This window comes from Luteibacter sp. E-22, assembly GCF_049913125.1.
In the GTDB taxonomy this organism is placed as follows: Bacteria; Pseudomonadota; Gammaproteobacteria; order Xanthomonadales; family Rhodanobacteraceae; genus Luteibacter.
Genome location: NZ_CP183975.1, coordinates 2,465,128 through 2,480,860, shown reverse-complemented (window position 1 = coordinate 2,480,860; position 15,733 = coordinate 2,465,128). Strand labels below are relative to the sequence as shown.

Genomic DNA, 15,733 nt, shown 5'->3' with positions numbered 1-15,733 from the left:
ACGATGGGCAGGACAGGCTTTGAGGCGCAGGCTTAGGGCTGCAGGATTCGTCCAGAGGTGCTCATGAACACGCAAGTCGACTCCCGGCCGTACCAGGAGGCGACGGCAAGGCTGCCGTTGATCCGTTCCTTTCTCGAAGCGCGGTATACACGGACGTTCTTCGCCCACCGGGCGCTGACGCATCACCTGTATCGCGGCGTGTTTCCCACGTTCGACGAGGCCCAGGCCAGCATTCCGGCGGCCAACACCAGTGGCTACGACAACACCGAGTCGGCCGAACTCTATCGCGAGCGGACCCGGCGGGTCTTCATCAACGATTATCCGATGATGTACTGGCTCGGCCGCTTCTTCGCCGACGGCGCGCGTACCGTCTTCGACATCGGCGGACACATCGGCATCGCCTATTACGCTTACCAGAAATACCTCACCTATCCGGCCGGCCTGCGCTGGACGGTGATGGACGTGCCGGCCGTGAACGCCGCGGGCGAGCATTGGGCGAAGGAGCACGATCCGGCCGGACGCCTGCATTTCGCCGGGGACGTGGCGAAGGCGTCCGGAGTGGACGTGCTTTTCGCGGCGGGCTCGTTGCAGTACCTGCGTTACTCGCTGGTCGAGGCGCTGCAGGAGATGGAACACCGGCCGCGGTTCCTGTTGCTCAACTCCGTGCCCGTCCATATGCGCGAGTCGTACTTCACCGTGCAGAACATCGGCACCGCCTGCTGTCCCTACCGGGTGACCGCCGAGCGCGAATTCCTCGGTGGGCTCTCGTCGCTCGGTTACGAATTGCAAGACCGTTGGGAGAACCCGCAACGGTCCTGCATGATTCCGTTCCATCCGGAGCGTTCGCTGGATCGTTACTTCGGCTTCGCTTTCCGCTCCATCCAGTCGTAGACGACCGGCAGCAGCACCAGGGTCAGCAGGGTGGAGGTGATGAGGCCACCCACGACCACGGTCGCCAGTGGCCGTTGCGTCTCCGCGCCCACGCCACGGGACAGCAGCATGGGCACGAGGCCGAGGATCGCGACGCTCGCGGTCATCAACACCGGCCGCAGACGCAGGGCCGTGCCACGCAGTACGGCGTCGCGCACGTCGAGCCCCGCGGCGCGCTGCGCATCGAGGAAACTCACCAGGACGATGCCGTTCAGCATCGCCACGCCGAAGACGGCGATGAAACCGATCGCCGAGGGCACCGAGATGTACTGGCCGGTGATGTACAGGCCGAAGATCCCGCCGATGATCGCGAAGGGGACGTTGGCCAGGATCAGGCCCGCATGGCGCAGTGAATTGAAGGCGGTATAGAGCAACACGAAAATGAAGAAGATGGTCGCAGGGACGATCAGGGCGAGGCGCTTGAGCGCCCGCTGCTGGTTCTCGAAGGCGCCGCCCCATGCGGTGTAATAGCCGGCGGGAAGGGGGACCGACGCGCCGATGCGTTCGTTCGCCTCGCGGACGAAGCCGTCGATGTCGCGCCCGCGCACGTCCATGGCGATCACGGCGTAACGCTGCAAGGCCTCCCGGCGGATGAACGAATACCCTTCCGCCATGGTCACCTTGGCCACCTGGCCGAGCTGGACCAGGGCGCCGGACGGTGTCCGGATCGGAATCCGCCCGACTGCGACAGGCGACGCCTTGCTGGCATCGTCCAGGCGTACGGTGATGTCGAAGCGACGCACGCCATCGAGCAGGGTCCCCACCGGTTCGCCACCGATGCCGTTGCGCACCACGGTGAGCACGTCGTCGGCATTGAGGCCGTACCGGGCCAGGGCAGCACGGTCCACCTCGATGCGCAGTTGCGGCTTGCCGATATTGGCCTCGAGCGCGAGATCGGCCACGCCGGGCACGCGAGCCAGCACGTCCTTCATGCGTGATGCCAGCCTGTCGAGTTCGCCCAGGTCGTCGCCATAGATTTTCAGTGCCAGCGTGGCGCGCACGCCGGAGATCAGTTCCTCCACGCGCATCTGGATCGGCTGGGTGTAGCTCACCACGGCGGTGGGCAGGAGCGCGCCGAGGTCGTCCTGCATGGCTTGCTCGATCGACTCCAGGGTCTGTCCGTCGCGCCACTGCGATCTCGGTTTCAGCGGCGTATACACCTCCATGTAGTTCACGTCCGCCGTCTCGCCTTTCTCGGCGCGGCCGATCATCGCCAGCGTGGTCTCCACTTCGGGGAATCGGTTCCTGATCCGCTCGGCGACGCGTTTCGACAGGCCGATCGATTCCTCCAGCGAGGCCGACGGAATCGAGGTGATCCGCCACATGATCGCGCCCTCGCGCAGGTTGGGCATGAATTCCTTGCCCAGGAAGGGAAACAGGACCAGCGCCGCGAGAAGGGCGGTTCCCGCGATACCGATCACGATCGGCCGGTGTGCCAGCGACCAGTGCAGCACGCGTGCGTAGCCGCGTTTCAGCCAGGCGACCAGGCGGGTGTCCTTTTCCTCGCCGGGCTTGAGCAGCAGGGCCGCCAGGACGGGAATGAGGGTGAGCGCGAGGACCAGCGATCCCGCCATGGCGAAGCCGATGTTGAACGCCATGGGCCTGAACATCTTGCCTTCCAGACCCTGCAGGCCGAAGAGCGGCAGGAACACCACGATGATGATGAGGATGGCGAAGGCGATCGGCGTGGCGACCTCGCGCGCGGCGTCGCGCACGGCCGCCGTACGGTCCTCGGGTTCGCCACGCGCCTTGCGCTCGGCCATGAGGCGGAACGCGTTCTCGACCATCACCACGGCGCCGTCCACCATCATGCCGATACCGATCGCCAGTCCGGCGAGCGACATCAGGTTCGCGGACAGCCCGGCCTGCGCCATGCATATCACGGCGATCAGCAGGGCCAGCGGCAGGGTCGCGACGACGATCAGCGCGCTGCGCAGTTCGCCGAGGAAGAGGAACAGCACCACGGCGACGAGGATCGATCCCTCCACGAGGGCGCGGGTCGCGGTACCGACGGCGGCGTCGACGAGGTCGCTGCGCTCGTAGACCGGGCGAACGGCGACTCCCTCAGGGAGCGCCCGGGTCAGTATCGCCAGCTTCGCCTTGACGGCGTCGACCACATCGCGCGCGTTTTCGTCGATGCGGGCCAGCGCCTGTCCCATGACCACTTCCTTGCCATCGCGGGTCACCGCACCGGTTCGGGGCGCACCGGCTTCGATGACGGACGCCACGTCACGCACATGGATCGGGATGCCATCCGCGGTTTTCAGGACGATGTCGCCGATGTCGGCGGCATTCCGCACCAGGCCGAGTCCACGCACGAGGTACTGTTCACGGCCGACGTCGACGACGTTGCCGCCGACCTGGGCGTTGTTCGCTTCCACCGCCTGCATCACGTCCTTGATGCCGAGGCCGTGGGCGAAGAGCCGGATCGGATCGACGCTCACCTGATACTGCTTCTCCTGCCCACCCCAGGACGTGACGTCGTCCACGCCGGGCGCGGTACGCAGCACCAGGCGCAATGTCCAGTCCTGCAGGCTGCGCAGGTCCATGTCGGATGGGGCCTTCGCCGGGTTTTTCCCGTCGCGTTCCACGGTGTACCAGAACACCTGCCCGAGCCCCGAGGTGTTCGGTCCCATTTCGGGCTTGCCGTAGCCCGCGGGAAGGCGGTCGCCCACTTGTTGCAGGCGTTCGTTCACCAGCTGGCGGGCGAAGTAGATGTCCGTGCCGTCGTCGAAGTACACCGAGACGTACGACAGGCCGAACAGGCTCACCGAACGGATGTCCTCGACGCCGGGCAGTCCGGCAAGCGCGGATTCGACGGGCGTGCTGAGCAGTCGCTCCACATCCTCGGCGGCGAGGCCGGCGGCCTCGGTGTAGACGTTGACCTGGACCGGTGTCACGTCGGGAAACGCGTCGATGGGCAAGCTTCCGGCGGCCCGTATGCCGAGCAGGGCGACGACGGCGAACGCGATCAACACCAGTGGCTTGTACTGCAGCGAAAGTGCGACGAGACGTTGCAACATCACTCTTCCCCCAACTGCGAGCGCAAGAGCCGGGCCTTCAGCGCGAACGCGCCCTTGCTCACATAGGTGTCGCCGGCACGCAGGCCCTGCCGGATAGGGGTCCAGCCATTGACGGTCGCGTCGGTTTCCACGGGAACGGCTTCGAACCGCCCGGTCGCGCCGCGGCGCACGAAGACGGTGGGCTGGTCTTGCAGAAGCAGCACGGCTTCCGACGGTACCGCCAGCCGCTGCGTGGGAAGGCCGGTGGCGATACGGCTCTCCACCAGTTCGCCGGGATGCAGCAGGTCGTCGCGGTTGTCGACCTGGATGCGCACGGCCACCGTGCGCGTCGTTTCGTCGGTCTGGTGCGAGCGCTGGAGCACCTTGCCGGGAAGCTCCGTACCGTGGGCGCCCACGGTCACCGTGTCGCCTCGCTTCACCCCCTTCGCCTCGGCGGGAGGGAGTCGCGCCTCGACCCAGACGGAATCCTCGGTCACCAGGGTGAAGAGGGTTTGTCCCGGTTCCACGCGCTGGCCGACGAGGAAGTCGTCGGTGGTGATCCGTCCGGCGTGCGATGCCAGCAGTTCGAAACGGCCATCCGCGGCTGACGAACCACGCTTGATGACGCGTGCGATCTGTCCTTCCGAGAGGCCGAACGCGCGCAATTTCGCCCGGGCCTGGTCGCGAGCCACCAGTGCTTCGTTATAGCGACGCGCGGACACCGCCTGGGGGCCGAGTGCGGAGACCCGTTGCCAATCCTGGCTGGCGACGATCAGTTGTCCCTGTGTCTCGGCCACCTCCACGCCGGAGAGCTCGACCAAGGGCATGCCGGCGGCCACCACGTCGCCGAGTTTCGCCCGGCGCGCGACGACTTGCGCCGCGATGCGCGGGGAAACCAGCACCGTGGAATACGCATCCACCTTCACCTCGCCCGGCGCGACGATCAGATCGTTCATCGCGCGGGTCTGCAAGGTGTCGACGACGATGCCGGCTTCCTTGATGGCGGCCTCGTCGAGGGCGAGCGGATCGTCGCGTTTCTCGGCAGGGGCCTGGGCATGACCGGGGCCGATCGTCAGGAGGGCGAGTACGAGGGCGAGTCGACGGATCGGAGCGTTCATCGGGTGGTATCCAGCGGAGCACCGTCGATCCAGTCGTCGAGACGGCCGGCGGTGGCGAGGTAGTCGAACCAGGCTTGCCAGGCCTGGCTTTCGAGGGCGAGACCGGATAACGCGGTATCGAGGCTTTGCTTCAATTGCACGAGGTAATCGGAAGTGCCGATCTCCCCGGCTTGCCATAGTCGTTCCAGCAAGGCGGTGCGTTCGTCGAGCGCGCTCGCGCGGCTTCCACGGAAGGCACGGGCGGCGCCGAGCAAGGCGCTGTACGTGGCCTGTTGCTGTCGAAGCGCCGCCCGCGAACGCAGCAAGGCGGCGCCCCGATTGGCGCTGGCCGCGTCCGCCTCCGCGCGTGCCGCCGCGATCTCGGCTCGTCCCGTATTCAGCACGGGCAACGGAATCGATACGCTCAGGCCGATGACGCGATCGCTGCGAGCGCCATCGCGCACGCGTCCGCCAGTGAGGCTCAACGTGGGATCGGGGCGGCGGGCGCGTTCCGCGACGACGACGCCGGCTTCCGCGCGTTCCTGCTCGGCACGCGCTTCGATCATCTCTGGCCGAGCGTCCGCCGGGAGGGGCACGACCGCGCCGGGCTCGGGTGGCAAGGCGGTGGGAAAGGGGGGCAGTGTCGATGCCGCATCCACGTCCACGGCCTCCAGCGCGGCCCGCGCCATCGCTTCCTGTCCGGCGAGCGATGCTTGCTGGATCTGCGCTTCGCCCAGTGCCAAGGCAGCCAGGTCGCGTTCCGTACTGCCGATATCGCCGACCGCGAGCCGCTGCGCGGCGAGCCGGTCGAAACGTTGCATGAGGTCCACGCGTTGCCGGCCCATGTCGCTCTGTCGCGCGGCGAGCAGGCTGGCGCACCAGGCTTTCAGCCACTGTGCCGCCACGTCGCGCCGCTCAAGCGCATAGCCTGCCTCGCTCATGCGCGAGGCCGCATCGCCTTCGGCCATGCGTGCGCGGCGTTTGCCACTGAGGTCCAGCGCGAGGCTTGCGCCGGCCGTACGTCGATCCACATCGGCATTTTCGCCCTCGAACGTCAGGGAGGGGTTGTATACCGGCTGCGTGGCGGCACGGGCGCGGGCCAGCGCGGCGCGCCGGACGGCATCGGCCGACTGGACGCGTGGATGGTTCGCCCATACCCGGTGCACAGCGTCGCGTACGGCCGGTGGGGCGGAAAGGCTGGCTGGGTGTGTGGCAAGCGCCTGCGGGGCGAATGCGCACAGGAACAACCACAGGTACGCGGCGCCACAGGGCGCGGTACGCGGGGAAAACATGGGTGGATCTCCTGGAGTCGGACACGAGTCGACACGGCCGCTCAGGCGGCCGGTGCCGGGCAGTCGGAGATCAGGCGATCGGGGGGCGCAGAGGAGAGCGAGCGAAGGCCGGCGGTGTCATGACCGGCAGCGCGGGGTGCACGTGGGAGACCAGCGAGGGAACGATCACGCTGGTAATGACCACGGGCAGCGCCACCGCGTGGGCGCACGTGCAATGGCAGCCCTTGCCTTCGTCGAGCACGCAGAGGTCGCCGTCGTCGAGCGTCGCGTTGGAAGCGACGGTGGCGCCCGCGGCATCGCCGGAGAAGGCGACACGCGGGCCGTCGAGCACGCAGAAGGTCGACATCGCGACCTTGAACAGCAGCACCGCGAGCGCGAGCATCCACACGCCGCGATGGCGGCGCAGATGGGTGAACAGGCGTGGCGTAGTACGGCGCATGGCCGCGATGCTAAAGGACCGCGGCAGTGTTAGACAATTCCACCTCGGCACCGTGCGGCCTGGCCAGCTCGAAATCGCGGTACTCGCCGGGGTCGCCGGTCATGCCGGCTTCGGCGGCCTTCGCGATGTTGTACATCTCGCGCGCCGTCACGTAGTGCAGCACGTGGCGCTTGCCGTCGTTGTAGGCGGATTCGAGGTAGGCGTGCATGTCGTCGACCGGCTTGCCCAGCAGCGTGTCCATGTCGCGCTCCTGCGTGCCGTGGGTGTGCACCTTGACGAATACCCATTCGGGGCGGCCTTCGACGTGGATGCCCGTCCGGACCCACTGGTCCACGCGCGAGCGGGACGGCGGACAACCGCGGCGTATGTCGGAGTTCTCGATGCGCGGGACGATGCCGAAGCGGCGATCCTTCCAGTTGAGCCCGAGCGGACCCTGGATGATCAGCAGGTCGCCGCTGGGCTTTCCTCCCACCCGCATGGGAACGCCGGTATCGTGCGACTTGCACTTATGCGGGTCGTCGGTGGCGTAGTAGATCGCGTTCGACATGCGCGTCTGCGTGTCGCTGGGCGCGGAGGGCAGGGTGAAGTCGGCATAGCAACCCAGTTCGCGCAACAGGATCAGTTCGTTGTCGATGCCGCACCAGCGGCCGTCGGCGCGCGAATTGTCCAGGCACCAGTTGCCATGGATGAAGGCGAAGCGAAGCTGGCCGGTGACCGGATCGCGTGGCAACGCACCGTGCTTCTCGTGCAGGAGCCGGTTGAAGCGGTCCATCGTGGCGAGGAAGTTTTCCGGCGTGTCGTTGTCGTGGTGCAGGTGAATCTCGATTTCACCGTAGCCGTCGGCACAGAGCGCGGCGATCTTGTCCAGGTGCTCCTCGACGTATTCTTCTTCGGGATAAAAGAAACTGTGTTGCGGCACGCGTCCGTCGGCGTCACGGTGGCGCGACGCCATGGCCCGGTATTCGTCGCACCAGCGGTCCACGCGGCGTCGCTGGGTATCCATGTCGACGCGGCCCCAGTTCGGCTCGAAATGGTCGACGAAGCAGAACAGCACATGCACGGGGCCCTCGACTTTCGGCGGCGCGCGCCGGGTCAGGTATCCCCACAGCCAGTACTGCATGTTGCGCGCGCGGATCGCCACGGTCACCGCGATGGCGGCGAGCGGGATGAAGGCGAGAAGGATGATGGCGATCACGCGGGTGCTCCGGTCGGTACCAGGGTGAGCAGCTGCTCGGCATTGTTGCGCCATTGCCGCTCGCTGGCGATGTAGGCTCGCGCGGCATGGCCGACACGTTTGCGTTCGTCGGCGCGCTGGGCCAGTTCGAGTACGCGCTCGACGCATGCCGTCGCATCGCCGCGCGGGAACAACCAGCCGGTGTGGCCGTCGACGATCACTTCCGCCACCGGCGCGTAGTCCGGCGCGACCACCGCCACGCCCATGCCCATGAACTCGAACAGTTTCATGGGGGAGCCATAGTGATTGGAATTCGGCAGCACGGCGTAGTCCATGCACGCGATCCAGCTGGCCACCTCCTCGTGCGGGACACGGCCGGGCAGGAGCACGCGATCGGAAAGCCCGCGTGCCGCGATCAGTTCGCGCACGGCCGGCAAGGTCTTGCCGTCGCCGACGAAGACCAGGGCGAGATCGGGTACGCCGTCGAGGCGATTGGCGATGGCCTCGACGAAACTGTCCATGCCGTGCCAGTGGGCGAATGCACCGATGTGGCCGCAAACGGTGCGGCCGGTGAGCCCGCGCTCGGCACGCAGGCGCTCGCGATCGAAACGGGCGGGATCGAAGCGGGGCAGGTCCACGGCGTTGGGCGATACGACCGAGGGAGCGATATCGCCATACGCCTCCCCGGCGATATCGCGAAAATAGCTGGAAATGAAGACGAGGCCGGTCGCGTTGCGCAGGCACCAGCCCTCGATCCGGCGGGCCAGCGCTTTCATCGTCAGCGGGCGCACGCGATCGACCAGGGCGGAATCGTTGATCTCGAGCACCAGCGGAATACCACGCTGGCGTGCCAGCCAGACGGTGGCGAAGAGGAACAGCGAGTAGCGCTCGTAGATCAGTTCCGGCGTCGCGCGGCGCCACGCCCAGCCCATGCGCAGGAGGGTGGCCGCGTTGTAGAGTAGTTCGAACGCCTCGAAGACGACCCCGGGAAGCCGTGTCACGAGGCCGGCGATCTTCCCGCGGCCGGACGAGGCCGCGGTATCGGTTTCCCGTTCCGGGTCGGCGCCGGGAAACGACATCACGTCCACGTGATGGCCCAGTTCGCGCAACGCGCCCACGATGCCGCGGATATGCACGCCTTCGACATGGCGGCCACGCGTACGGTGATGGTAGAGGATTCTCACGACGCGGTCCCCGGCAGGGCGGCGAAGCGCATGCCCTGGTCCAGCCACTCAGGCAGGAGCACGTCCAGTGCCTGGGCCGCCTTGTCGCTGTCGTCGTGCATGAGCACGATATCGCCGGCGGCCGGCGGATCGCCGCGCAGTCGCGCGATCAGCGCTTCCATCGGCCGGTCCTGGTAGTCGAGGCTGTCGTACGACCAATAGACGAAGCTGCGCTTGTGCCGAACGAAGTGCGCAAGCAACGGCGCGCCGACGTAGCCATGGGGCGGGCGCATACGGTGGTGCGGACGGTCGTCGAACAGGCGCAGCAGCGCATCGGTGCGATACACCTCGTCGAGTTGCCTGGCCAGGGTCATGTTGCGAAAGGACCAGTGGCTGTAGGAGTGGTTGCCGACCATGTGCCCTTCGTCGACGATCCGCTGGACGATATCCGGATGCCGTTCGATCTTTTCGCCCACCAGGAAGAAGCTGGCCTTCACGCCATGCTTCGCCAGGGTGTCGAGAAGCCGAGGCGTGTAGCCGGGCTCGGGACCGTCGTCGAAGCTGAGGTAGCGCAGCGCCGAATCGCGCGTGCGGGTCAGCACGAGATTCTCAGGCAGCAATCCGAGCAGGTCGTGCTTCTTGGGTTTCCAGTTCATGCGTTGGCGCCAAGGTGGGCCGGGGCTCCGGCGGCGACACGGCCGAGCATGCGCTCGAGCCGGTCGATATTTTCGTCCCAGCGGAAAGTCGCGGCATGCGCCGCGATGGTGGCGGGATCGAAATGACGCTCGAAAACCTCCACCAGCGCGGTTCCGAGTTCACGCGGCTGGTGTGGTGGCACGAGGATGCCCGCGTGGTGGGGCACCACTTCGGGAATGCCGCCGACCGCGGTCGCGACGATCGGCGTGCCGCATGCCATCGCCTCGAGGATGACGTTCGGCACGCCTTCGTTGTGGCTGGGCAGGCAAAGCACGTTCGCCGCCTGGAACCAGTCCGCCAGCGCGGCGTGATCCACCGCGCCCTCGAAATGCACGGCCGGCGCGCAGCACAGGGAGGCCGCGCGGTCTTCGAGGTTGGCACGGCTGGCGCCTTCGCCCACGTAGACCAGGCGTGCGTCATGGTGCCGTTTCGCGAGGGTGGGAAATGCCTCGATCAGGTCGTGACAGCCCTTGGTCGCCTTGAGGTTGCCCACGTAGAGCACGATCGGTACCTCGGGCGGCAGGCCCAGGCGCTGCCGCGCGGCGGCCCTGTCGCCGCGATGGAAGATGCGTGTATCGACGCCGTTGTAGATCGTTTCCACGCCTTCGGGGCGGGCACCGAGTTCGACGGCCTTGCGCGCGAGTGCCTTGCTCACCGCGATCACGGCGCCCGCGCCACGCAGGGCGGACCTGATCTGCGGCCGGCGCAGGCGCGAGGCGGCCTGCACGTTGAGGTCGCTGCCGTGCACCTTGACGACGTAGGGTATGCCGAGCAGGCGTGCCACCCAGGCTCCGCCTGCCGCGTCCGGATAGGCCCAGCTCGCCAGTATCACGTCGTAACGGGCACGGCGCAGGTCGCGGCCGCGCTGCCACATCACGCAGGCGAAGAAGCAGAGCGCGTTGAGGAAACGGCCGATGCCGGGCGGATGGTAGAACGTGAAGTGATCGCGCCGGACGCCGGGGACGTCCACCGAGCCCATCACCCCGCCCATGCGTTCACGGAAATCGACGGCCGTGAGCACGTCCACGTCGTGGCGTTCGGCCAGGCGCTGGAATTGTTGCCGGTTGAACGTGCCACGGCGGATATCCCATGGCGTGGGGAAGAGATTGGTGAGCACCAGAATCTTCATGACGCATGCTCCATGTCGCCGAAGTAGAGCCGGCCATAGCGTGCGGCCATGGCTTCCATCGATCCATGCGCCTCCACCCAGGCACGCGCCGCGAGGCCCAGCGTGGAGGCGCGCTGCGTCGCATGCAGGAGGTCGAGGATCGCCGCGGCCAGCGCCGGTGGATCGCATGGCGGTACGAGGTGTCCGGTGGCGCCGTCGTGCACGATCTCCGCATTGCCGCCCACGTCGGTCGCGACGATGGGCAAGCCGGCGGCGCAGGCTTCCAGCAACGCCATGGAATAGCCTTCGGTCACCGAGGAAAGCGCGAACAGGTCGAAACCCTGGAGCAGGTCGCGTACGTCGTTGCGATCGCCCAGGAAGTGCACGCAGCCCGCCACGCCTTCGTCGAAGGCGGCGGCGCGCAAGGTTTCGCGCAACTCGCCATCGCCGACCAGTACCAGCGCGGTATCCGGACGGGTATGACGGACGATGCGGAAGGCGCGTATCAGGCTCATCTGGTCCTTGGCCCAGTTCAGCCGGCCCACGCTTCCGATGATGCGGGTACCACGCGGTACCCGGATCAGCCGGGTGAGACGTTCATGCATGATGTCGGAAGCGATGTCGAAGCCATCGAGCACGATGCCGTTCGGCACCACGCAGGTCTTCGCCGCCGGCGCGATGCCACGCCGTACCGCGTCCGCGCGCGCGGCTTCGCAGACGGCGACGACGGCATCGGTGGCCTTGAGCGCGCGGCGGAAAAGCCATTCGCGGCGGCCAGGCTTCCTTTGCGCACCCATGCCGTGCCGGGTGTTCACCACCTGGCGGATGCTCATGCCCGCGCTGGCGAGCACCGCCTGGTAATGCGCCACGGCGTTATGCGTGTGCAGCACCTCGGTGTAGTGCGCGGCAAGCAGTTGGCGCGCCCGGCCGAGGGCGCGAAGGTCGAAACCGGTGCGCTTATGGCAGGCGGCGACGGGAATGCCCAGCGCGTCCAGTTCGCCCGCCAGCGAGCCGCGCTCGAACAGGCACACCACCTGCACCTTATGGCCTTGTCGATGCTGTTCCTTGACCAGGTCCAGGACCATGCGTTCGAGGCCACCCCGGTTGAGGTTCTCGACGAAGTGGGTGATGTTCACGAGGCCAGCTCCGAAACGGTGACGCGCAGCTTTCCACTGCGGGTCAGCGGGATGTCGTCGACGAAGTGGCAGTGCAGTTCGGCGCTGTCGCCCAGCACCTTGCCCACTTCGCGGCGAATGTAGTCGAGCGAGGCATCCTCGAATCCACGGCCACGCACGATCGACAGGTCGAGCCGGTCGAGACGCCGCTGGACGAGCTGGAAACGCGCGAGCCCCGGGACGTCCTTGAGCATGTGCGGGAAGAATTCACCCGGAAGGATATGGCCGGCGGGAGTGCGGATCGCGTCGAGCTTGCGGCCGTCGACCGATGCCAGCATGGGCAGGCCCCGGCCGCAGGCGCACGTGGAGGTGGCGTACGTGGCCATGTCGCCGTTGACATAGCGGATGAATGGCATGCCGTAATTGAACAGGTCGGTGATGGCGACTTCGCCGCTTCCGCCGGGGGGCGGCATGCCTTCGTGGTCGAGCGTCTCGACCACGAGGTGGTCCGCGTTCACGTGCAACCCCTGGCGATGCTCGCATTCGGAAGCGATCAGCATGAATTCACGACAACCGTAGGTGTTGTATGCGGGAGCACCGAAAGCCTTTTCGATGAGTTCACGCTGGAACGGATGCAGGGCTTCGGCGGCGCCGATGACGGAGGCCGGGCGCGCCACCTGGCGATGGTTCGCCAGCAGCCATTCGGCCAGTCGGACGAGCGGCCCGACATAACCGACGACGACCTCCGGACGGTAGGCATCGATGGCGTCGGCGTAATCGGCCATGTTCGACTCGTTCATGTGGAAGCTGTCGAGCAGCTTGCGTGCGAACACGGCGTTGTAGATGCGGTCCTTCATGCGGTGCATCGCGCTGGGATTGCCGACGGCGCCACCCCAGAGGAACAGCGTCCGGCGGCCCATCCGCGAGCCGGCCCAGCCGTAGCCGCGCCACATCACGGCCACGCGGCGATCATTGCTTTCGCGGGTGAAACCGAAGCGCAGCGGTTCGCCCGTGGAACCGCCGGTGGCCTTGTAGCCCAGCGACGCCTTCAACGACGTGGCCTTGATCTCGTCGGCGTTGTCGCGGATATCCGCCTTGGTCAATACGGGAAGCCTTGCGTAGTCGTCCATGTCGCGGATGTCCTGCGGCACGATGCCCAGCGCGTCCCAGCGACGCTTGTAGTACGGCACTTCGCGATAGCACCAGTCGAGCAGGCGCTTCAGCCGCTGGAACTGCAACGACGCCACTTCCTCGGGCGCCAGCCACTGGTCGCGCTCGTAGCGGCGCATGTAGGCGGGTGTGTCGCGACGGCGCAGGCCGCCTTCGTAGGCGGGCCAGATGACGCGGCGTAGCGTGGTCTCGTAGAGGTTCATGTGGTTCTCAGGAGCACGGCGACGAGTACGAACAAGGCGAACACGCTGCACGCACCGGCTGGCAGCCAGCGCCATCCTCCGTTGGAGAGCCGGAACATCGGCAGGGCCGGCCAGCGGCGGCGCGCACCCACGTAGTAGCCGGCGACCATGGCGGCGATCAGGTAAAGCACCACCATGTAGCTGCGGCTGAGGAAGAACGCCGCAGCGAACAGGCCACACAGGGAAAGCAGCAGGGTCAGCGCCATCTGTCGCTCCGCGACCCACTCGGCCTGCAGCGCGGGATCGGAGCCGGTGGGGCCTTGGTGGCGGACGATCGTGAGCATCATCCAGAAGCCGTAGCCGACGAAGGCGAGCCAGAGCACGAAGCCGATGAAGCCGGTTTCCGCCAGCACGAGCACGAACGAGTTGTGCGCGGTCAGGTCGTTGTACTCGGTGAAATTACCGGGACCGACGCCGAACGCGGGGTGCTCGCGGAACATCTCCAGGCCCGAGTACCAGGCATCCACGCGGCCCGCGGCCGATTCCTCGCCGGCATCGAGTTCTTCCATCCGCGAGGAGAGCAGCTTCATCGCGGCAAGGCCGACGACGCCGATCGCGCCCGCGACCAGGGCCCCCTTGCGGTACCAGACATAACACCCGGCGACGACCAGCACCGCCAGCATGGCGCCACGCGAGTTGGTGAGATAGGTGCCGTAGAGCAGGAGCAGGGCCGCCATCAGCCACACGGGGCGCATCGCGCCGGTGCCGCGCCTGCCGAGGAACATCGCCATGGGCAGGGTCGCCGCGAACAGGAGGCCGAGATCGTTCGGATCGTTGAAGATGCCCACGTACTGGATGCGTCCGCCCTCGCTCAGCGGCGTGCCCGTCCAGCCCACGCCGGTGCTCGCCTGCTCGACGCCGTGCAGCGCGAGCACCGCCGCACAGGCCACGAACACGCCCATGGCGATGCGTACCCGTTTCTGGGTGCCGCACGCGGCACCGAAGACGAAGAAGGCGATCACCACGGGGCCGAAGCGGGCCAGTTCGTCGAGCGCGCCGCCGGCCCAGCCATTGCTCATCTGCGAGATCATCAGAATCAGCAGGAAGGCGGGCAGGATCACGAACTGCGGTGCTTCGAAGGTCTTCGAGCGCGATGCCAGCCACATGGCGAAGGCCAGCAGCAACACCACCGGGAGGATGGGCACGGTCTCCAGGCCGGGTACGTAGTCCTGGGGGCGGATGATGGTGAGCACGACGTAGAGGAGGATCAGGGGGAACATGGTTGTTCCCTCGGTCCGGCCGCCTGGTGCGCGGGCGTGGGGTAGCTCATCAGCTGCGGCAAGGCGAGCATCGCGGCGAACCAGCCGGGCCCCATGTTGCTTTCCACCGGCAGGCGGTAGAGCGAGTAACGGTTCTCGCTGGGCTCCGCGTTGGTACCGCAGACGTAGCTGCAGGCGAGCTGGAATCCCGCCTGGCGGGTGGCCGAGATCACGTCGTCGTTATAGGCGCGGTCGCCACCCACCGGATAGGACATCAGCACGGCGGGGTTGCGCAGTTCGCGGTCCAGCGTGGCCTTGGATGCGCGGATCTCGCGTTCCATCTCTTCGCGCGGCAGGCGCGCGAGCATGCGGTGGTGCACGCCGTGCGAACCGAATTCGAACCCGGCCGCCTCCATTTCGCGTGCCTGATCCCAGGTCATGGGGCGGCAGTCGACAGGGCGGGCGGTCGCCGAGGGCATGTTCCATTCCGCCTCCAGCCGCTCGATCATCGCGCTCTGCGCGAACGCGTCGAGCCATTTCATGCGCAGCAACACGTTGCCGGCGATGCGGCGGCGCGCCGGCCGGTCCGATGGCAGCGCGATGTCGATCGACAGTTCGGGAAGGACCAGGCGCGGCGCCGTGGTGAGCAGGATCATGTGCACCAGCCAGTCGTACGCATACGGCCGGCCCGTGTCGATGTGCCCGGTGGAGACGAAGAACGTCGCCGGCACGCCGACCTCGTCCAGGATCGGGGCGGCGATCCGGTAGTTGTCGTCGTAGCCGTCGTCGAAGGTCACCGCCACGGTGTCCGGCGGCAAGGCCTCGCCGGCGTCGAGGGCGGCCACGATATCGGTCAGGCGCATCGGCCGGAAGTATTTCTTGATCCGCAACATCTGTTCGCGGAACTCGGCGGGCGGCGTGCTGATGAGTTCGAGGTCGAAGCCGAACGTGTCCGGGTCCGGCAGCGGCATCACACGGTGGTAGGCGAGGATGCGCAAGTCGCGTTGCCACCACGCGCGCACACGTTGCAGCGAATGCAGCAGGCCGCTGGAATAGCACAACTCGCCGAGCCGGCCACGAATACCGGGCGCTCCGCGCGGGGGCAT

At 67.1% G+C, this 15,733-nt stretch carries 13 protein-coding genes; 1 reads left to right on the top strand and 12 read right to left on the bottom strand.

Going from position 1 to position 15,733, the window contains the following annotated elements:
- Positions 1 to 63 precede the first annotated feature (63 nt).
- The gene (locus ACN9M2_RS11040; RefSeq protein ID WP_426284793.1) at positions 64 to 891 is read left to right on the top strand and encodes a TIGR04325 family methyltransferase; all 828 of its coding nucleotides are present in this window, start codon (positions 64 to 66) and stop codon (positions 889 to 891) included.
- Here ACN9M2_RS11040 and ACN9M2_RS11035 read toward each other — a convergent pair.
- From ACN9M2_RS11035 to ACN9M2_RS10980, 12 genes are all read right to left on the bottom strand, one after another.
- Complete coding sequence (locus ACN9M2_RS11035) at positions 855 to 3,953, bottom strand: efflux RND transporter permease subunit (RefSeq protein WP_426284792.1); 3,099 nt, start codon at positions 3,951 to 3,953, stop codon at positions 855 to 857. The two genes, ACN9M2_RS11040 and ACN9M2_RS11035, sit on opposite strands and share 37 nt — an antisense overlap.
- Complete coding sequence (locus tag ACN9M2_RS11030) at positions 3,953 to 5,050, bottom strand: efflux RND transporter periplasmic adaptor subunit (protein ID WP_426284791.1); 1,098 nt, start codon at positions 5,048 to 5,050, stop codon at positions 3,953 to 3,955. Before ACN9M2_RS11030 ends, ACN9M2_RS11035 begins: the two co-directional genes overlap by 1 nt.
- The gene (locus ACN9M2_RS11025) at positions 5,047 to 6,321 is read right to left on the bottom strand and encodes a TolC family protein (RefSeq protein ID WP_426284790.1); all 1,275 of its coding nucleotides are present in this window, start codon (positions 6,319 to 6,321) and stop codon (positions 5,047 to 5,049) included. Before ACN9M2_RS11025 ends, ACN9M2_RS11030 begins: the two co-directional genes overlap by 4 nt.
- Positions 6,322 to 6,391: 70 nt before the next feature.
- On the bottom strand, positions 6,392 to 6,760 hold the full coding sequence (locus tag ACN9M2_RS11020; RefSeq protein ID WP_426284789.1) for a hypothetical protein: 369 nt from the start codon (positions 6,758 to 6,760) through the stop codon (positions 6,392 to 6,394).
- A 10-nt stretch (positions 6,761 to 6,770) separates the two neighbouring features.
- Complete coding sequence (locus ACN9M2_RS11015; RefSeq protein ID WP_426284788.1) at positions 6,771 to 7,955, bottom strand: hypothetical protein; 1,185 nt, start codon at positions 7,953 to 7,955, stop codon at positions 6,771 to 6,773.
- Positions 7,952 to 9,118, bottom strand: a complete 1,167-nt coding sequence (locus tag ACN9M2_RS11010; RefSeq protein ID WP_426284787.1) for a glycosyltransferase family 4 protein — start codon at positions 9,116 to 9,118, stop codon at positions 7,952 to 7,954. The genes ACN9M2_RS11015 and ACN9M2_RS11010 overlap by 4 nt, the downstream gene beginning before the upstream one ends.
- The gene (locus ACN9M2_RS11005; RefSeq protein WP_426284785.1) at positions 9,115 to 9,753 is read right to left on the bottom strand and encodes a polysaccharide deacetylase family protein; all 639 of its coding nucleotides are present in this window, start codon (positions 9,751 to 9,753) and stop codon (positions 9,115 to 9,117) included. The genes ACN9M2_RS11010 and ACN9M2_RS11005 overlap by 4 nt, the downstream gene beginning before the upstream one ends.
- On the bottom strand, positions 9,750 to 10,922 hold the full coding sequence (locus ACN9M2_RS11000) for a glycosyltransferase family 4 protein (protein WP_426284784.1): 1,173 nt from the start codon (positions 10,920 to 10,922) through the stop codon (positions 9,750 to 9,752). The genes ACN9M2_RS11005 and ACN9M2_RS11000 overlap by 4 nt, the downstream gene beginning before the upstream one ends.
- Positions 10,919 to 12,037 carry a glycosyltransferase gene (locus ACN9M2_RS10995; RefSeq protein WP_426284783.1) on the bottom strand — a complete coding sequence of 373 codons (1,119 nt, stop codon included), beginning with the start codon at positions 12,035 to 12,037 and terminating at the stop codon, positions 10,919 to 10,921. Before ACN9M2_RS10995 ends, ACN9M2_RS11000 begins: the two co-directional genes overlap by 4 nt.
- On the bottom strand, positions 12,034 to 13,389 hold the full coding sequence (locus ACN9M2_RS10990; RefSeq protein ID WP_426284782.1) for a phenylacetate--CoA ligase family protein: 1,356 nt from the start codon (positions 13,387 to 13,389) through the stop codon (positions 12,034 to 12,036). Before ACN9M2_RS10990 ends, ACN9M2_RS10995 begins: the two co-directional genes overlap by 4 nt.
- Positions 13,386 to 14,648 (bottom strand): O-antigen ligase family protein, encoded by a 1,263-nt coding sequence (locus tag ACN9M2_RS10985; protein WP_426284781.1) that lies wholly within the window; start codon positions 14,646 to 14,648, stop codon positions 13,386 to 13,388. Before ACN9M2_RS10985 ends, ACN9M2_RS10990 begins: the two co-directional genes overlap by 4 nt.
- The gene (locus ACN9M2_RS10980; protein WP_426284780.1) at positions 14,636 to 15,733 is read right to left on the bottom strand and encodes a polysaccharide deacetylase family protein; all 1,098 of its coding nucleotides are present in this window, start codon (positions 15,731 to 15,733) and stop codon (positions 14,636 to 14,638) included. The genes ACN9M2_RS10985 and ACN9M2_RS10980 overlap by 13 nt, the downstream gene beginning before the upstream one ends.